Annotated in this window: 17 protein-coding genes; 14 read left to right on the top strand and 3 right to left on the bottom strand. The window is 67.4% G+C overall.

Annotation, left to right across the window (positions count from 1 at the left end; translation table 11 throughout):
• Positions 1-198 precede the first annotated feature (198 nt).
• A complete protein-coding gene (locus ACFQZZ_RS24025; RefSeq protein ID WP_378684845.1) occupies positions 199-1,005 on the top strand; it encodes a hypothetical protein in 807 nt (268 codons plus the stop codon).
• Between the two features lie 181 nt (positions 1,006-1,186).
• On the opposite strand, the gene ACFQZZ_RS24020 is transcribed toward ACFQZZ_RS24025, so the two are convergent.
• Complete coding sequence (locus ACFQZZ_RS24020) at positions 1,187-2,104, bottom strand: NmrA family NAD(P)-binding protein (protein ID WP_378684842.1); 918 nt, start codon at positions 2,102-2,104, stop codon at positions 1,187-1,189.
• Positions 2,105-2,222: 118 nt separating this feature from the next.
• Between ACFQZZ_RS24020 and ACFQZZ_RS24015 the strand changes: the two genes are divergently transcribed.
• Positions 2,223-3,026: a TetR/AcrR family transcriptional regulator gene (locus ACFQZZ_RS24015; RefSeq protein ID WP_378684839.1), complete on the top strand. Its 804-nt coding sequence runs from the start codon at positions 2,223-2,225 to the stop codon at positions 3,024-3,026.
• Positions 3,027-3,555: 529 nt separating this feature from the next.
• On the opposite strand, the gene ACFQZZ_RS24010 is transcribed toward ACFQZZ_RS24015, so the two are convergent.
• Positions 3,556-3,945 carry a DUF2237 domain-containing protein gene (locus ACFQZZ_RS24010; protein WP_328404030.1) on the bottom strand — a complete coding sequence of 130 codons (390 nt, stop codon included), beginning with the start codon at positions 3,943-3,945 and terminating at the stop codon, positions 3,556-3,558.
• A 111-nt stretch (positions 3,946-4,056) separates the two neighbouring features.
• On the opposite strand from ACFQZZ_RS24010, the gene ftsY reads away from it, so the two are divergent.
• The 12 genes from ftsY to trmD all read left to right on the top strand — a co-directional run bounded on the left by ftsY (position 4,057) and on the right by trmD (position 16,272).
• Positions 4,057-5,577, top strand: a complete 1,521-nt coding sequence (ftsY, locus tag ACFQZZ_RS24005) for a signal recognition particle-docking protein FtsY (RefSeq protein ID WP_378684836.1) — start codon at positions 4,057-4,059, stop codon at positions 5,575-5,577.
• A gap of 258 nt (positions 5,578-5,835) precedes the next feature.
• A complete protein-coding gene (locus ACFQZZ_RS24000) occupies positions 5,836-7,215 on the top strand; it encodes an ammonium transporter (RefSeq protein ID WP_378684833.1) in 1,380 nt (459 codons plus the stop codon).
• 5 nt (positions 7,216-7,220) lie between these two features.
• The gene (locus ACFQZZ_RS23995; protein ID WP_040780799.1) at positions 7,221-7,559 is read left to right on the top strand and encodes a P-II family nitrogen regulator; all 339 of its coding nucleotides are present in this window, start codon (positions 7,221-7,223) and stop codon (positions 7,557-7,559) included.
• 74 nt (positions 7,560-7,633) lie between these two features.
• The gene (locus ACFQZZ_RS23990; protein WP_378684830.1) at positions 7,634-10,096 is read left to right on the top strand and encodes a [protein-PII] uridylyltransferase; all 2,463 of its coding nucleotides are present in this window, start codon (positions 7,634-7,636) and stop codon (positions 10,094-10,096) included.
• A gap of 118 nt (positions 10,097-10,214) precedes the next feature.
• Positions 10,215-10,529 (top strand): hypothetical protein, encoded by a 315-nt coding sequence (locus ACFQZZ_RS23985; RefSeq protein WP_378684827.1) that lies wholly within the window; start codon positions 10,215-10,217, stop codon positions 10,527-10,529.
• A gap of 117 nt (positions 10,530-10,646) precedes the next feature.
• Entirely contained in the window at positions 10,647-12,221 is a 1,575-nt protein-coding gene (ffh, locus tag ACFQZZ_RS23980; protein WP_378684824.1) for a signal recognition particle protein, read from the top strand.
• Positions 12,222-12,368: 147 nt separating this feature from the next.
• Positions 12,369-13,508: an amidohydrolase family protein gene (locus ACFQZZ_RS23975; protein WP_378684821.1), complete on the top strand. Its 1,140-nt coding sequence runs from the start codon at positions 12,369-12,371 to the stop codon at positions 13,506-13,508.
• A 169-nt stretch (positions 13,509-13,677) separates the two neighbouring features.
• Positions 13,678-14,076, top strand: a complete 399-nt coding sequence (locus ACFQZZ_RS23970) for a dihydrofolate reductase family protein (protein ID WP_378684818.1) — start codon at positions 13,678-13,680, stop codon at positions 14,074-14,076.
• Between the two features lie 270 nt (positions 14,077-14,346).
• The gene (gene rpsP, locus ACFQZZ_RS23965; RefSeq protein ID WP_378684815.1) at positions 14,347-14,781 is read left to right on the top strand and encodes a 30S ribosomal protein S16; all 435 of its coding nucleotides are present in this window, start codon (positions 14,347-14,349) and stop codon (positions 14,779-14,781) included.
• On the top strand, positions 14,781-15,023 hold the full coding sequence (locus ACFQZZ_RS23960) for an RNA-binding protein (RefSeq protein ID WP_163822793.1): 243 nt from the start codon (positions 14,781-14,783) through the stop codon (positions 15,021-15,023). Before rpsP ends, ACFQZZ_RS23960 begins: the two co-directional genes overlap by 1 nt.
• Positions 15,024-15,548: a ribosome maturation factor RimM gene (gene rimM, locus ACFQZZ_RS23955; protein WP_378684811.1), complete on the top strand. Its 525-nt coding sequence runs from the start codon at positions 15,024-15,026 to the stop codon at positions 15,546-15,548. It begins immediately after the preceding gene.
• 40 nt (positions 15,549-15,588) lie between these two features.
• Positions 15,589-16,272 (top strand): tRNA (guanosine(37)-N1)-methyltransferase TrmD, encoded by a 684-nt coding sequence (trmD, locus tag ACFQZZ_RS23950; protein WP_378684809.1) that lies wholly within the window; start codon positions 15,589-15,591, stop codon positions 16,270-16,272.
• Between the two features lie 242 nt (positions 16,273-16,514).
• On the opposite strand, the gene ACFQZZ_RS23945 is transcribed toward trmD, so the two are convergent.
• Positions 16,515-17,369 carry a response regulator transcription factor gene (locus tag ACFQZZ_RS23945; protein WP_378684806.1) on the bottom strand — a complete coding sequence of 285 codons (855 nt, stop codon included), beginning with the start codon at positions 17,367-17,369 and terminating at the stop codon, positions 16,515-16,517.
• Positions 17,370-17,378: the final 9 nt, after the last annotated feature.

Below are 17,378 nucleotides of genomic sequence, written 5' to 3'. Positions count from 1 at the left end.
CACCGGCGGCGGGTCAGGCGGATACGACACTGGCGGGCTGAGCCGGGGTTGGCTCCGAGACTGGCGGGCCGAACCGGGCGGATCTTGGACAGGCGGGTTGAACCGGTCGGCAAGCGGCCGCGCGGACAATCGGTGTCGAATGCGGTGTCCAGGCCGAATGCGGCTGTCCTGGACCGATTCATGGCTATCGTCGTGCTCATGATCAAGAGCCGAGGGCGGGAACTGGGTGGCTGTGTTGTGATCGTTGCGTGCGCGTTGCTGACCGGATGCGGCGGTGACGATCAGCACGAGGGTCACTCGGCGACGGACTCGCGGCAGCCGGGGACGGCGACATCGGCCCTGCCGCAATCGAATTCCCTGACGAGCAGTGCCGTGCCCGCCCCTGCCGCGAACGTGCCGATCGGCGAGGTTCCCGGCAACGCGAACGCCGCCGCAGCACTGCAACCGTGGGCTCGGGACCTGGTCGGCGGTGATATCGACCAACTGGTCCGCAAGTGCTGGACCATAGACCCGAAGAATGCCAGGGACATGTACGCCGATAAGGACGGGATCCTCGCCGCGATCGCGCAACCCGGCCTCGACGGCCAGTTCGCGATCATCTGGAAGGGGCCGACCGAGACGGTCAGCGTGAAGCGCAGCGAGATCGCCTCCGGCTACGCGTGCCCGAGGGTGGCCCCGACCGGATCGGAGTCCAGCCTCAACGAAGGCGATGCCCGCTACACCGTCCGGCGCTATCTGTCCCGATGGGTCGGGCAGCCGGTAAATCCTGACGATACCGAGGGCAAGTACCCGCTCGTCTGTCCAGGATCGGTGCTTGCAGCCAATCCGGGAAGGCTCACGGGCACCACCGCATTCGCCGACAGCGAGATGACCTCGAGTCCGACGGGTATCTCCGACGTCGAGGTATCGGTGCCGGTGACGAATTCGTCCGGCGTCACCAAGCCCACGGTCTTCATGCTGCCGATCGGCCCGGATGGTTACTGCATCACCGATATCAGCGGTTGAACCCACCTGAGAACGGCAATGTGCAAGATCCGTTGCCCCGCTGAATACGAGTCACGGGCCTGGAGCCTGGAGCCGCCCGAGCCGCCGATCAACTCGACTCGACTCGGTTTGTCTGTCGGCTGCACACCCCGATGCCGCCGGACCGGCTGAGCCGGGCACCGGTCGGCGGCGCCGCGCCGCCTCAGTGCGTCGAGCTCACCTGCTCGCTGTCCAGCAGAGCCTTGATCTGGGCGGCTCCGGTGGCGGCGAGCCAGGATTCGAAGGTCGCCAACCGGGGGTAGATGCGCCGCAGCTCCGCGATGTCGGCGCGCCAGCCGCCGGTCTCGCGGACCAGCCGCCACGTATTGCCGATCTGCTCGCCTATCGCGCCCGCCTCGGACTCGCTGAGCTCGCGGTAGCTGACCTGATGTCCGGTGGCTTCGCTGATCAGCTCAACCGCCTTCGACGGCAGGATCGCGTCGCTGGCCAGTTCGATGGTGTGGCCGTGGAAGCGGTCCCGGTCGGCGAAGGCGAGTGCGGCGAAGGCAGCGATATCGGCGAGCGCCACCACCTGCAGCGGCCGATCGGCCGGAAACAGGTGTTTGTTTACGCCGTCGTTGATCCCGTCCACCGGCGTATTGCGCATCAGGTAGTTCTCCATGAATCGGACCGGTCGCAACAGGGTGTAACGCAGGCCGCTGGCGGCAACGGCGGCTTCGATGTTTCGCTTTCCGCCTATGCCCCAAGAGGAGTCATCGCTCATCGATGCGACGCCGGTGAACACGATCTGCTCGACATCCGCGCGCTTCGCCGCGTCGACCACCGCGATGCCGCGGGCGGCCTCCAGGTCGACATCCCAGCCGTTTGGGCCGTAAGCGGCAGGTGGAACGAGGAATACGGCGCGGGCGCCTGCGGTGGCAGCATCCAATGTGGTCGGAGTATCGAAGTCGGCGACCACCAATTCGGCGCCCGCGTGTGCCAGGGTGCGTGCGGCAGGGGCCTCGGGATCGCGTACCAGCGCACGCACCGGGACACCGTCGGCCAGCAGCCGGAGCGCGGTGGCTCCGCCCTGCTTGCCGGTGGCGCCGGTGACGAGAATGGGGTTCTGCTGAGGGGACATTCGTGCCTTCTCTGCTCGATCGAACACTGCTCGATAGAATCGGGTCGGGCGACCCGTATTCGGAAGATACGGGTTTCTCGACCCGATTGGCCAGGTAGGAAAGGGAAGGCCGTAACGAATGTCTGCTCCAACGTCACCGCTCGGCAATGCGGCGCGAGCCGACGCTCGCCGTAATCGCGCGCTGGTGCTCGCGGCCGCGCAGCGGGCCTTCGCTGAGCAGGGCACCTCGGTATCGCTGGCCGAGGTCGCGCGCAGGGCCGGGGTCGGCGCGGGCACCGTCTACCGCCATTTCCCCACGAAAACCGATCTGCTGGAAGCGGTTATGCAGCAGCGCATCGACCGGCTCGCCAAATTGGCGGCCGATCATCTCGACGCGCCGGACCCGGGTGCCGCCTTCTTCGCGGTATGCACCGAGGTGGTCTCCACCGCCCCCGGTAGCCAGGCATTGTGCGACATGGTCCAGTCCGACGACGGCTGGCCGAAAGCCCTGCTGCGCAGCGCGGGAGTGCGGTTCCACCAGTCACTCGGCGCACTGTTGGACGCCGCCCAGCGGCAGGGCGCGGTCCGCGCCGACATCACCCTGCCCGACGTCCTCGACATCTTCACGGGATGCGTTGCGATCCAACGACATCAACGCCCCGTCGGGAACTTGGTCCGCGCCGCGGCGATCGTGCTCGACGCGATGCGCGCGAACCCTGGAACAGGGTCCGTAACGAAACTTGACATCGAGCCGGAACTCCGTAACGGAACTGTGCCGCGTAACGAAACCGTCGGCGATTCCCGCTGCCCGATCTGCGGCGCGGCAGTGCGGCACACCGGCACCGGACGCCCCGCCCGCTACTGCTCCCCGGCCTGCCGTCAGAAGGCGCACCGCCAACGCGCCACGCGCGCCGCACTGACCCGGGTCGGCGCTCCAGATTGACCAGCCACCCAGATTGACCGGCCTCGCCCCTGTCTTGACGGCCCTGGCCTGGCAGCCCCTGGCCCTGGTCCTGCCCTGGCATGGCCCTGGCATGGCCCGGCATGGCCCGGCATGGCATGGCATGGCCTAGCTCGGCTCGGCATGGCCCGGCATGGCATGGCCTAGCTCGGCTCGGCATTGCCCGGCCGGGCGCGGCTTAGGCATGGCGCGGCTCGCGATGGCCCCCGGCTCGGCCTCGCTCGGCTCGGTATGGCCCCGGCTCGGCATGGCCCGTGCCCTGCTCGGCATGGCCCCCGCTGGGCTCTGCCCTGCTCGAACCGGTTTGTCCGGCTCGACCTGTTCGGCTCGGTATGGCCCGTTCGGCACCGCACGCAGTGGTTGTGTGCGCCATCACGATGGCAGCGTGCAATGCCGCCGACGCGCGGGATGCGATGCGTGCCACACGATGTGGGGTCGCCGTCGCATACGAGGAAATCCGGACGACCCGAGTCCCCCAACTCCGGTCGTCTCGTTTCGGGCGAGCAGGAATTTACAGCAGGTCGCTGACGTCGTCGGGCACGTCGACGGCGTATTTGCGCAGGATGTCCATGGAGATCACTTCCAGAGCGTTCTCGTGTGTGGCCGCCAGCACGATGGGTGCGGCGACACCGTCCTCGTGGGCGTGCAGCCAGCGCACGGCCACCACGCACCACCGGTCTCCGGGTTGCAGCCCCGGGAAGTTGTTTTCCGGGCGCGGCGTACTCAGATCGTTGCCGATGGACGCCTGGTGTTCGAGAAACTCGGCCGTGACGACAGTGCACACGGTGTGGCTACCCAGATCCTCCGGCCCGGTACTGCAGCAGCCATCCCGGTAGAAGCCGGTGAGAGGATCGGTGCCGCACTCTTCCAGCGGCCCCCCAAGCACGTTTCGATCGGTCACGTCGACGATCCTATTGTCAGTTCGCGAGAAGTTCCGCAGGACAAGAAATCTCGGGGGTTGTGTGTCGGCGCCAGGGCGGCGTGGTAATGCAGACCGTGTGGTTCTGCAAGGATGGTCCGCGTGAGTTCCGAAGCCTGGATCCTGATCGCCGCGGTCGCCGCCCTGCTGCTGGTGGTGTTTGTCGCCGGATTCGTCCTGTACAAACGCCGTCGCATCACGCTGACGCCGCCCGCCCCCGAGAAAGAACTGACCGATCGGTCCGGGGGTTATTCGGCGTCGGGCGGCTTCAACTTCAGCCAGGGCGGCACGGCAACCGCGACCCGCCCCGAACCCGCGCCGATCGAGCGCACCGACACCGATGGGCAGCCACACGTCGGCGACGATGCGGCGATTCCACGTGATGCGCCCAAGCGGGGCATCACCAACGTCCCGCTGCCCGAGGGCGACGTCGACCTGCTGGAGCCGGAACCGACCGCGGCGGCCGAGCAGACCGCAGAGGTCGAGTCCGGCCCCGCCGAGGTCGATACGACGGCAGGCGCGGACACGGCTGTCGCCGAACCCGAAGTCGAGGTTCCGGCGGACACCACGACCACCGAGACGACCGCGCCGACCGAGACCGCAGCGTCCACGGACACAGCGGCCCCTGCCGAAACCACGGCTGAGCCCGACGCTGCCGACGCGGCAGCGCTTGCTCCCGCCCTCGACGAGATCGAGCCGACCGAGGGCCGCCTCGTCCGTTTGCGCGGGCGTCTGTCCCGGTCGCAGAACGCCGTCGGCAAGAGCCTGCTCGGCCTGCTCGGCGGCGGCGACCTCGACGACGACTCGTGGGAAGAGGTCGAGGACACCCTGGTGCTTGCCGACCTCGGCACCGCGAGTACCGCGGCGATCGTCGCCCGGCTGCGCGAGGAGATGGCCGCGCGCAGCGTCCGCACCACCGACGATGCCCGCGCCGTACTGCGTGAGGTGCTGATCGAGGCGCTACGCCCGGAACTGGACCGCTCGATCCGCGCGCTGCCGCACGACGATCATCCGTCGATCCTGCTGGTCGTCGGGGTGAACGGCACCGGAAAGACCACCACCACCGGCAAGCTCGCGCGCGTGCTCGTCGCCGACGGCCGCCGCGTGCTGCTCGGCGCTGCCGACACCTTCCGCGCCGCGGCCGCCGACCAGCTGCAGACCTGGGGCGAGCGGGTCGGCGCCGATACCGTGCGCGGTCGCGAGGGCGCTGATCCGGCCGCGGTCGCGTTCGACGCCGTCAGCATGGGCATCGAGCGCGGCGTCGATGTGGTGATGATCGACACCGCGGGACGACTGCACACCAAGACGGGCCTGATGGACGAGCTCGGCAAGGTGAAGCGGGTGGTGGAAAAGAAGGCCGCGGTCGACGAGGTGCTGCTTGTGCTCGACTCCACCGTCGGACAGAACGGGTTGATGCAGGCCAGGGTTTTCGCCGAGGTTGTCGACATCAGCGGTGTGGTGCTCACCAAGTTGGACGGTACGGCCAAGGGCGGCATCGTCTTCCAGGTACAGCACGAACTCGGTGTGCCGGTGAAGCTGGTCGGACTCGGCGAGGGCGCCGACGATTTGGCACCCTTCGAACCCGGCGCGTTCGTCGACGCTCTGCTCGGCTGAGCGAGGAGTCAGCGCGACCGAGCGGAAGATTTGCCAGACCTACCGGCCGGTAATCGAAGGTCCGAACTCGCCGACACGAGCCTCACAACTGGGGCAAAACGTCCGGTTTGCATTATGAAACGTGTTAGCAACACAACTGCGTCATGCGTTCACCTCGGCGAAACACCACGGCGTCGCGGATGAAACACCGAATGAGGACCCTTTCGTTCAGGTCCATTTGCCGGAGTCGGCTGGGCCCGAGATGAGGAGGACATTAAGGTGGCATTTCCCCTTACCGGTGTGCCGGATACCGGTGACACCGCATGGATGCTGGCGAGTTCAGCACTCGTGTTGTTGATGACGCCGGGCCTGGCGTTTTTCTACGGCGGCATGGTGCGTTCGAAGAACGTACTCAACATGATCATGATGAGCGTCAGCGCCATGGGTCTCGTCGGCGTGCTGTGGTCGCTGTACGGATTCTCGACGGCGTTCGGCGACAACAAGTTCGGCGTGATCGGTGACCCGGCGCAGTTCTTCGGCCTGAAGGGCTTGATCGGCGGCAACGCCGTTGCCGAGGTCAAGGATGCCAGCGGTGCCGTCACCACCGCGGCCGTGGACATTCCGCTCATGGGCACCATTCCGATGAGCGTGTTCGTCGCGTTCCAGTTGATGTTCGCGATCATCACGGTTGCCCTCATCTCGGGTGCGGTTGCCGACCGCATGAAGTTCGGTGCCTGGCTGCTGTTCGCGGGTATCTGGGTCACGGTCGTCTATTTCCCGGTCGCGCACTGGGTCTTCGACTTCGACGCCAAGGACGCCGACGGCAACATCATTCACGAAGGCGGTTGGATCGCGAACAAGCTGCTCGCGGTCGACTTCGCCGGTGGCACGGCGGTCCACATCAACGCCGGTGCTGCCGCGCTGGCCCTGGTGCTGGTGCTCGGCAAGCGCAAGGGCTGGCCGACCACCCCGTTCCGCCCGCACAACCTGCCGTTCGTGATGCTCGGCGCCGGTCTGCTGTGGTTCGGCTGGTTCGGCTTCAACGCGGGCTCCGCGCTCACCTCGGGTGGTCTGGCCGGTTCGACCTTCCTCATCACCGCCATCGCGACCGCGGCTGCGATGGCAGCCTGGCTGCTGGTGGAGAAGTTCCGCGACGGCAAGCCGACCTCGCTCGGCGCGGCCTCGGGCGTCGTGGCGGGTCTGGTCGCCATCACCCCGTCCTGTTCCTCGGTCAACGTGCTCGGTGCGCTCGCCATCGGCGTCGTCGCCGGTGCGCTGTGTGCGCTCGCGGTGGGTCTGAAGTTCAAGTTCGGCTTCGACGACTCGCTCGACGTCGTCGGTGTTCACCTCGTCGGCGGCATTGTCGGCACCCTGATGGTCGGCTTGGTCGCCGCACCGGAGGCGGGTGCGGCCAAGACCGGCCTGTTCTACGGCGGCGGCGTCGACCAGCTGTGGCGTCAGGCGGTCGGCGCGGGCGCGGTGCTCGGCTTCTCCTTCATCGCTTCGCTGGTCATTGCCTATATCGTGAAGTTCACCATTGGGCTGCGCGCCAGCGAAGAAGCCGAGGCGGTGGGCATGGACGAGTCCGAGCACGCTGAAACGGCATACGATTTCGCTGCTGTGGGTGGCACGGCACGTACGGCCGTCAAGGAGGCATGACGACAATGAAACTGATCACCGCAATCGTCAAACCGTTCACTCTCGAGGACGTCAAGACCGGGCTCGAGCAGGCAGGCGTGCTGGGCATGACCGTCAGCGAGGTACAGGGTTACGGCCGCCAGAAGGGCCACACCGAGGTCTACCGCGGAGCCGAGTACTCCGTGGATTTCGTTCCGAAGGTTCGGGTCGAGGTTGTCGTCGACGACGCCTCGGTCGACAAGGTAGTCGAGGTGATCGTCGAAGCCTCCCGCACCGGAAAGATCGGTGACGGCAAGGTCTGGGTAACCCCGGTGGAATCGATCATCCGGGTCCGGACCGGCGAACGCGGTACCGACGCTCTGTAAAACGGAAAATCGAATCGAGCGGCGGCCCCGCTCCCACCGGATTGCCCGGTCGGGGCGGGGCCGCACGTATTGAAATGGGCGGTGGGTTTGTGGCTAGTCAGGACGCCAGAGACGGAAAAGTTTCCAATGGCGCGGCAGATCTGGTCCGCGCTCGGACCCAATTGCTCGACGGCGGGTTGCCCCGCAATCCCCGACTCGATGCCGAATCGCTGCGGCTGGCATTGGTCGATCTGTACGAACTCTGGCTGACCAGTAAAGGCGCCGAACTCGGTATCACCGCGGACAGTGGTTTGGCCGTAGTGGCCGTCGGCGGCCTCGGCCGCAAGGAAATGCTGCCGTATTCCGATCTGGATCTGGTGCTGCTGCACGACGACGTCGACCCGGCCCGGGTCGCCGAGGTGGCCGATCAACTCTGGTATCCATTGTGGGACGCCCACATCAAGCTCGATCACAGTGTGCGTACCGTCCCGCAGGCGCTGCGGGTGGCCTCCGACGATTTGATCGCCGCGCTCGGCATGCTCGAGGCCAGGCACATCGTCGGCGATGTGGAACTGAGCAACCTGCTCATCGGCGGAGTCCGCCGCGAATGGCGGACCGGGATCCGTTCCCGGTTCGACGAACTGATCGAGCAGGCCGAGGCAAGATGGCAGCGCAGCGGCGAGATCGCGCATCGCGCCGAGCCCGATCTGAAGAACGGCCGCGGCGGTCTGCGCGACATCCAGCTTCTCGACGCGCTGGCCATCGCCCAGCTGACCGACGCCATGCCTGGGCTCGGTCCCGATGTGCCGGGAGGTGGGCTCGAGCAGGCCCATCGACGTTTGCTGGATGTTCGCACCGAGTTGCATCGAGTTGCCGGTCGCGCCCGCGACCAGTTGCGCGCACAGGACGCCGACGAGATCGGCGGCGCGCTGCGGATCGGTGATCGCTTCGATCTCGCTCGCACACTGAGCGATTCCGCGCGGACGGTGAGTTACTCCGTCGACGTCGGACTACGGACCGCAGCCAATGCGCTGCCCCGGCGCGGCCTCGCCCGATTGCGGCGGATGCCTGTGCGTCGACCACTCGATGAGGGGGTGGTCGAGCACGCGGGCGAGGTCGTGCTGGCACGGGATGCGCGCCCGCAGCGTGATCCCGGGCTCATACTGCGGGTGGCCGCCGCCTCGGCGCAGACGGGGCTGCCGATGTCGGCGACCACGCTGAACCGGCTCTCCGAAGATGCGCCGGAGCTGCGCGAGCCGTGGCCGAAGGACGCGCTCAACGATCTGCTCGTGCTACTCGGCACGGGCCGAGGTGTCGTCGACTCCATCGAGGCACTCGACCGAACGGGACTGTGGGGCAGGCTACTTCCCGAATGGGGCGCCGTGCGTGACCTGCCGCCGCGCGACGCCATGCACACGTGGACCGTCGATCGTCACCTGATGGAGACGGTCGCCTACTCGAGCGCGCTCAGCACCAGGGTCGCCCGCCCGGACATGCTCTTGCTCGGTGCGCTGCTGCACGATATCGGCAAGGGTCGTGCAGGCGACCACAGTGTCGTCGGCGCCGAGCTGGCCACTCATATCGGGCGCCGCCTCGGCCTGTGGCCCTCGGACGTGCGGACACTCAGCGCCATCGTGCGCAACCACCTGTTGTTGCCCGACACCGCGACCCGCCGTGACCTCGCCGATCCCGACACGGTGCAGTTCGTCGTCGACGCGCTCGGCGGTGATGTGCAACTGCTGGAACTGCTGCACACCCTGGCCGAGGCCGACTCACTGGCCACCGGGCCCGGCGTGTGGGGTGACTGGAAGGCCTCGCTGATCGGCGAACTGGTCCGCCGCTGCCGCCTTGTCATGGCGGGCGGACAGTTGCCGACACCCGAGCCGATCGCGCCGGAGCTGCTCGCCAAGGCCGCGGCGGGCGGGGTGCACGTCGATCTGCGGCCCGGCGAGGGCAAGTACATCTACACCGTCACCGTCATCGCACCGGACACTCCCGGCCTGCTGTCGGATGCCGCGGGTGTGCTGGCGCTGCACTCGCTGCGGGTGCTCTCGGCCGCTCTCGGCGGCGAAGGCGCTTCGGCGGTCAACACGTTCGTGGTGTCGCCCAAGTTCGGTGACCCGCCGGATGCCGGCCTGTTGCGGCAGGAACTGATCCGCGCCATCGCGGGCGATCTGGACCTGCCCGCGTTGCTGGCCAAGCGGGAGCGCGAAGCCACCGGTGTGGGACCGAGCCTGTACGCGCAGGCGCAACCGCGGCTGATCTGGTCGAACACTTCGGTGCCAGGCCAGGTGATCCTCGAGCTGCGTGCCGAGGACCGGATCGGCCTGCTGAGCCGACTGGCCGCGGCGCTGTCCGGTTGCGGGGCCGAGGTGCGCTGGGCAAAGGTGGTCACCATGGGTTCCGCGGTGGTCGACGCCTTCTGTCTGGATCTCGGCGCCGAGGATGGTCCCGGCCGGCGCGAAGCCATCGAAAAGGCCATTATGGGCGTGGTTCCGCGGCCCGCGCCGAAGCCGCCGGAGGGGGTGGGTCCGCCCGGTTCATCGACGGACTCCTGACGCCGTCGGTCGAATGACAAATCTGTTGCGCGCGATTTGCTGGAAGTTATATGCAGAGGGATCGGCGAGCCCTAGTATCAGAGCGTCTGGCTATCGCGAGCATGAGGGGAGCAGGTCGGTGGCAATTGAAGTCGTTTCGGCGTCGATGATGACGAGTGACGAGACCACACATATGGCGCGGTGTGTCGGCGGAGACCGCTGGGTTGTCTCATGGCTGCCCGGCCGGACTCTCACCGGACAGCAAGCCGTGACCGCGATGACGATTGCCACTACGGTCGCGGCGCACGATGAGCCGACCGATGCCGCGTGGGCCATGCTCGACGATCTGGCCCTCGACCTCGGCCTGACCGCCCGCGAGGCGGTCTACATGGTGGCCATCGAGAACCACGACTACCGCAAGACGGCCAAACCGCGCCGCCGTACCCTCGAATAACCGTTCCTCGAATAGCACTCTTCTACCTCGAAGGACACACCGCCTGCGCGAACACGTCGGCGGCCCCATTACCCTGGGATACCAAAGTGACGTCCCTCGAGATCAGGAGCGCGATCGGTGTTCGAATCCCTGTCCGACCGGCTTACCGGTGCCCTCAAGGATCTTCGCGGTAAGGGGCGTCTGTCACCGGCCGACATCGACGCCACCTGTCGTGAGATCCGTCTTGCTCTGCTCGAAGCGGACGTCGCGCTGCCCGTCGTGCGCGAATTCATCGCCAAGATCAAGGAACGAGCCAAGGGCTCCGAGGTTTCCGCGGCGCTCAATCCCGCGCAGCAGGTCGTCAAGATCGTCAACGAGGAACTCGTCGGCATCCTCGGCGGCGAAACCCGCAGGCTGACACTTGCCAAGAACCCGCCGACGGTGATCATGCTCGCCGGTCTGCAGGGTGCCGGTAAGACGACCCTCGCGGGCAAGCTCGCGAAATGGCTGAAGGGACAAGGACATCAGCCGCTGCTGGTGGCCTGCGACCTGCAGCGCCCCGGCGCCGTCACCCAGCTCCAGGTGGTCGGCGAGCGTGCGGGCGTGCCGGTGTTCGCGCCGCACCCGGGTACCTCCATCGGCGGCGGCGAGAACGCGCTCGGTGTCTCGGCCGCCGACCCGGTCGCGGTGGCCGAGTCCGGTATCGAGGAGGCGCGTGGCAAGCAGTACGACGTCGTCATCGTCGACACCGCGGGCCGCCTCGGTATCGATGCCGAGCTGATGGCGCAGGCCGCGGGCATCCGCGACGCGGTAAAGCCGGACGAGACCCTGTTCGTGCTCGACGCCATGATCGGCCAGGACGCCGTCAACACTGCCGAGGCCTTCCGTGACGGCGTTGGCTTCACCGGCGTTGTGCTCACCAAGCTCGACGGTGACGCCCGCGGTGGCGCCGCGCTGTCGGTCCGCAACGTGACCGGTGCGCCGATCATGTTCGCCTCCACCGGTGAGAAGCTCGACGATTTCGACGTCTTCCACCCCGACCGGATGGCAAGCCGCATCCTCGGCATGGGCGACGTGCTCACCCTGATCGAGCAGGCCGAGCAGGTCTACGACGCGCAGCAGGCCGAAGACGCCGCGCGCAAGATCGGCAGCGGCGAGCTGACCCTCGAGGACTTTCTCGACCAGATGCTGGCCATCCGCAAGATGGGCCCCATCGGCAACCTGCTCGGCATGCTGCCCGGCGCGGGCCAGATGAAGGACGCGCTTGCCCAGATCGACGACAAACAGCTCGACCGGGTCCAGGCGATCATCCGCGGCATGACCCCGGCCGAACGGGACAACCCGAAGATCATCAACGCCTCCCGGCGGCTGCGCATCGCCAATGGCTCCGGTGTCCAGGTCTCCGAGGTCAACCAGTTGGTCGACCGCTTCTTCGAGGCCAGGAAGATGATGGCCGCGATGGGCCGTCAGATGGGCCTGCCCGGCTCCCGGCGTGCAAACGCCAAGAAGGGCAAGAAGGGTAAGAAGGGCGGTCGCGGACCGACGCCGCCGAAGGTGCGCGGTGGTTTCCCCGGCCTGCCCGCCGGGATGCCGGGAATGCCTGGCATGCCCGCCGGTATGCCGGACCTGTCGGGCATGCCCGCTGGACTCGACCAGCTGCCTCCCGGTCTGGAAGGCATCGACCTGTCCCAGCTGAAGTTCCCCAAGAAGTAGGGCCGCACTCACAGATCCCGATGCGCCGCATTCGATTTCGAGTGCGGCGCACTGCTCTGTGCCGCCACCGGACGCACTGTGGTCGTAGGTCGGGGTGTCGCACTGTGGCGGTGGCCTCGCCTGCGGTAGGCCTGACTGTCATGAGGCATGGACAGTAGGTTGGAGGCAGCCGACGACGTCCAGGAGGTAGCTGTGCATCTGCGAGGGGTGGTTCTCCCTGATGACGAGGTGCGCGACCTGTGGGTGCGTGACGGGGTGGTGTCGTTCGAGCTGGTGCCGGGTGCCGAAACGCTGTGCGACTCAGGATGGATCGTGCCAGGGCTGGTCGACGCGCATTGCCACGTCGGTATCCGGTACGGCGGGGGAGTCGAGGACCGCGACGGTGCGATCGCGCAAGCCGAGATCGAACGCGACGCAGGCGCGCTGCTGCTGCGCGACGCCGGTTCGCCGATCGACACTCGATTCATCGATGACCACGAGGACTTGCCTCGGATCATCCGAGCAGGCCGCCACATCGCCCGCCCGCGCCGCTATGTCCGCGAGCTCGGTATCGAACTCGACGACGAGCGCGACCTGCCCGAGATCGTCGCTGAGCAGGCCCGATTCGGCGACGGCTGGGTGAAGATCGTCGGCGACTGGATCGACCGTTCCGTCGGCGACCTGCGCCCGCTGTGGAGCGACGCCATCCTGAAGGAAGCCATCGACGCCGCCCACGCCAACGGCGCCCGCGTCACCGCCCACGTCTTCGGCGAGGACGCGCTGCCCGGCCTGATCAACGCAGGCATCGACTGCCTCGAACACGGCACCGGCCTCACCGACGACACCATCGAGCTGATGGTCGAGCACGGCACCGCCCTCGTCCCCACTCTCGTCAATATCGACACCTTCCCCGAGATCGCCGACAGCGCCGCCAAATTCCCCACCTACGCCGCCCACATGCGCGACTTGCACCGGCGCGTCCGTACCACCGTCGCCAACGCCCATGACGCGGGCGTCCCCATCTTCGCGGGCACCGACGCGGGCGGCTCCATCCGCCATGGCCGCATCGCCGAGGAAATCGCGGCCCTGTCCGGAGCCGGATTTTCCGCGCACGATGCCCTCGGCGCAGCGTCCTGGCACGCCCGCACCTGGCTCGGCCGTCCGAGCATCGAGCACGGCGCACCGGCAGACTTCGTTGTCTACGTGGACGATCCGCGCGTCAGCCCGGATGCTCTTACTGATCCCTACGCGGTAGTGCTGCGTGGCCGGGTGATGAAGACACGTAACCCGGTGACCGGGCATCGGTGAACACCAGCGCCGTACTCGCCGACCTCGGCCCGGTGCGGATCACCGCGCGGCTGGCCGATGTGCACGGTCACGGCCACCGCCCCGAGCTGGCTCAGCGATGAATTCCGGCGTCGGCGCGTGTCTACATCGGTAAACGCACTGCCGAGCGGGAGGCCGGAAGATACGGGAATTGATCGTTACCGAGAACATCACCCTCGACGGGGTAATCGAGGCGGCGGATTGGTTCAGCGCCGCCGATGACGAGCAGGTCGATCAGTCCGATCTGGTGGCGGAATTACAGGCGCAGAGCGCGGCGTCGGATTCCGTGCTGCTCGGCCGGGTCACGGAGGTGGTGACCGCGATCAAAGCGGAGCAAGGTCGTGACATCGTCGCCACCGGCAGCATCACGCTGGTCCACGCACTGATCGCGGCCGACCTGGTCGACGAATTCCGCCTGTTCGTCTATCCAGCCGTAGTCGGAGAAGGCGCGCGCCTATTCCTCGAAGCGACAAATCTCCGCCAACTCCGCCTCGTCGAAGCCCGGCCCTTTCGCTCCGGCGTCGTCCTGCTCCGCTACCGTCCGCACTGATCCACCGGCCGTCCGAGTGGCACATGGCTGCGGTGAACGCCGAGACCGGCTCTCCACCGTGCGCCATGCACCAGGTCGGGCTCGAAGAGGCGATTTCAGGGGAGATGGGGGTGTCTGGCACAATGGAAAACCGTCCTTCCTGGACAGTGTCAGCCCGTCTCCGGTTACGTACCGCGCGGCGGTCACACACTCCAAGCGCAAAACCGGGCTCGCAGACCATGCGGGTCGCTGAATTGCGCCGTGACCGAACTATGAAAGGCAGATCAGTACATGGCTGTTCGCATCAAGCTCACCCGCCTCGGCAAGATCCGCAACCCGCAGTACCGCGTGGTCATCGCCGACGCCCGCACCCGTCGTGACGGCCGCGCCATCGAGAACGTCGGCAAGTACCACCCGAAGGAAGAGCCGTCGCTGATCCAGATCGACTCCGATCGCGTGCAGTACTGGCTGGGTGTCGGCGCGCAGCCGACCGAAGCCGTGCAGCGTCTGCTGGAGATCACCGGTGACTGGCAGAAGTTCAAGGGCCTGCCGGGCGCCGAGGGCACGCTGAAGGTCAAGGCTCCGAAGACCTCCAAGCTGGACCTGTTCAACGCCGCGCTGGCCGCCGCCGACAACGAGCCGGTCGCCGCCGCCGTCACCCCGAAGAAGAAGGCCGCCAAGAAGGACGAGGCTGCCGCCGAGGCCGCCACCGAGGCTGCTGAGTAATGAGCGCCGTCGTCGCCGATGCTGTCGAACATCTGGTTCGCGGCATCGTCGCCAATCCCGATGACGTCCGCGTCGAGCTGATCACCGGCCGTCGCGGGCGCACCGTCGAGGTGCACGTCCATCCCGAGGACCTGGGCAAGGTGATCGGGCGCGGTGGTCGTACCGCGACCGCGCTGCGCACCCTCGTCGCCGGTATCGGCGGCCGGGGCATCCGGGTCGACGTGGTCGACACCGACGCCTAGATGGAACTCGTCGTAGGGCGGGTCGCCAAGTCGCACGGTGTGCGCGGCGAACTCGTCGTCGAGGTCCGCACCGACGAACCCGAGGCACGTTTCGCGCCGGGCGCCACTCTGCGTGGCCGCCTGGCGCGGTCCAAGGAAGTCCGTGACTTCATCGTGGAGTCGGCCCGAGAGCATTCGGGCCGGCTTCTCGTGCATGTCGCCGGGGTCGCCGACCGCACCGCCGCCGACGCACTGCGCGGCACGCTGTTTTTCGTCGACAGCGCGGACCTGCCGCCGTCGGAGAATCCGGACGAGTACTACGACCACGAGCTGGAAGGACTGACAGTCCAGCTCACCGACGGCAGCGTCGTCGGCACCGTCACCGAGGTGCTGCATTCCGCTGCGGGAGAACTGCTTTCGGTGCGCGCCGCCGAAGACGGGCGGGAGATCCTGATCCCGTTCGTCAATGCCATCGTGCCAACGGTGTCGTTGGCCGATCGGCTCATCGTCATTGATCCGCCCGAAGGTCTTCTCGATCCGGAATGAAGGCACCAACGGGGAACTTCCGCGAGGTACCGAGGTCGGCATGAAACTCGATGTCGTCACGATCTTTCCGGAGTATCTGGAACCGCTGCGCACCGCCTTGCTCGGCAAGGCGATCGACAAGGGCCTGATCTCCCTCGACGTGCACGATCTGCGCCGCTGGACCCACGACGTGCACAAGTCGGTAGACGACTCCCCCTACGGCGGTGGGCCCGGCATGGTCATGAAGCCGACCATCTGGGGCGACGCCCTGGACGAGGTCTGCCCCGACGACGCCCTGCTCGTCGTGCCGACCCCCGCCGGCGTCCCCTTCACCCAGGCGACCGCGCAGCGCTGGGCAACCGAGCAACACCTCGTATTCGCTTGCGGCCGTTACGAAGGCATCGACCAACGCGTCTTCGATGACGCGGCGCGCCGGGTCCGTGTCGAAGAAGTCAGCATCGGCGACTACGTCCTCATCGGCGGCGAGGCCGCCGTCCTCGTCATGGCCGAGGCCGTCGTCCGCCTGCTGCCCGGCGTCCTCGGCAATCAGCAATCCCACCAAGAGGATTCGTTCTCCGACGGCCTCCTGGAAGGCCCCAGCTACACCCGCCCGGTGAGTTGGCGCGGTCTCGATGTCCCGCCGATTCTGCTCTCCGGCGACCATGCGAAGGTCGCCGCGTGGCGCCGTGAGCAGTCACTCGAACGAACCCGCGCCCGCCGCCCGGATCTGTTGCCGCCGGACTGATTTCGCGCCGCTCGCGGCACCGGCTACGTGGCCGGGATGACTGCGAATCCGCCGTCGGCGTCGGGGACCAGAGCGCCCCACGGCGCCACGCTCAGCGCTCCAGCGCACCCGTCCGTCCGACTCCTCCAGCCGCATCTCGGTGTTCTCCGCGATCGTAATGCTGTTCATGACGAGCGCGCTGGCTCCGGGGAGCCGAGCGCCGCCCCCAGAATCTCACGCGGAGGTCATTGCATGCCCAGCGATCAAGGCAGCAGTCCGTGACGGCGGGCGATCACGACGGCCTCGTGCCGCGAATGCGTATCGAGTTTGGTCATCGCGTTGCGAAGATAGCTCTTCACGGTCTCCGCGCCGAGGGAAAGCCGTTGTGCGACTTCATGATTGGTGCAGCCGAGCGCGATCTGCGACAGCACGTCGAGCTCGCGGCGCGACAGTCGCGGTGCGTCCGGCCCAGGGCCGCCGGTCATCACCCGGGTCAGCCGCTCGCACACCTCGTGCAGGCGCGTGCGCACCCGCTCGTCGCCCGCGGACCTCGCCATGCCGCGCAGCTCGGCGTGGATATCGCGCAACTCCTCGGTGACCGCGGGCGCGGTGTCCGGGGTAGGCGCCGCAAGTTCGAGCAGGCGAATACGCCGATCCACCTCGTCGCGGATGGCGATCTCGGCGGCAAGCCGCCGCCCGGCCTCGACCATGAGGTCGGCGGTGCGGTCACCGAGCGGTGAGCCGCCGCGATTGGCGGCATAGATGACCGCGCGGGAGTGGTCGTCCACTACCACCGGGACCGCGACAACGGAGCGGATGCGTTCGCCGGACACCGGCCCGTCGTAGTGATGCGTGATCGAGGATGCGTTGGGATAGTCGGCGACCGACGCCGGTCGCCGCATGTCCATGACACGGCCGCCGAGTCCGGAGGTGCGCAGCACGCTCAGACCGCGCAGCCCGTTGGTCATGGTGCCGACGAACTCCGTCAACAGCAGCGCGTCGTTGTGTACCTCGCCGCCGAATACCACCGGAACCCCGGCCTTGTTCGCCACCCAGCGGATCTCGGCGCGTAGCGCGTCACCGTCGCGCGGGCGCAGCAGGGAGGTGGTGTGGGTCAAACGACTCAC

Origin of the sequence: Nocardia sp. GCM10030253, from assembly GCF_042675075.1 — a bacterium.
Taxonomy (GTDB): domain Bacteria; phylum Actinomycetota; class Actinomycetes; order Mycobacteriales; family Mycobacteriaceae; genus Nocardia.
This window is presented reverse-complemented; position numbering and strand designations above follow the sequence as displayed.

Excerpts from the sequence above, each read along its gene's own strand:
- ACFQZZ_RS24020 (WP_378684842.1), bottom strand. The coding sequence starts at position 2,104 with ATGTCCCCTCAGCAGAACCCCATTCTCGTCACCGGCGCCACCGGCAAG.
- trmD (WP_378684809.1), top strand. The coding sequence starts at position 15,589 with ATGAAACTCGATGTCGTCACGATCTTTCCGGAGTATCTGGAACCGCTG.
- ACFQZZ_RS24015 (WP_378684839.1), top strand. The coding sequence starts at position 2,223 with ATGTCTGCTCCAACGTCACCGCTCGGCAATGCGGCGCGAGCCGACGCT.
- rpsP (WP_378684815.1), top strand. The coding sequence starts at position 14,347 with ATGGCTGTTCGCATCAAGCTCACCCGCCTCGGCAAGATCCGCAACCCG.
- ACFQZZ_RS24025 (WP_378684845.1), top strand. The coding sequence starts at position 199 with ATGATCAAGAGCCGAGGGCGGGAACTGGGTGGCTGTGTTGTGATCGTT.
- ACFQZZ_RS23995 (WP_040780799.1), top strand. The coding sequence starts at position 7,221 with ATGAAACTGATCACCGCAATCGTCAAACCGTTCACTCTCGAGGACGTC.
- ACFQZZ_RS23960 (WP_163822793.1), top strand. The coding sequence starts at position 14,781 with ATGAGCGCCGTCGTCGCCGATGCTGTCGAACATCTGGTTCGCGGCATC.
- ACFQZZ_RS23975 (WP_378684821.1), top strand. The coding sequence starts at position 12,369 with ATGGACAGTAGGTTGGAGGCAGCCGACGACGTCCAGGAGGTAGCTGTG.
- ftsY (WP_378684836.1), top strand. The coding sequence starts at position 4,057 with ATGGTCCGCGTGAGTTCCGAAGCCTGGATCCTGATCGCCGCGGTCGCC.
- ACFQZZ_RS23990 (WP_378684830.1), top strand. The coding sequence starts at position 7,634 with ATGGGCGGTGGGTTTGTGGCTAGTCAGGACGCCAGAGACGGAAAAGTT.
- rimM (WP_378684811.1), top strand. The coding sequence starts at position 15,024 with ATGGAACTCGTCGTAGGGCGGGTCGCCAAGTCGCACGGTGTGCGCGGC.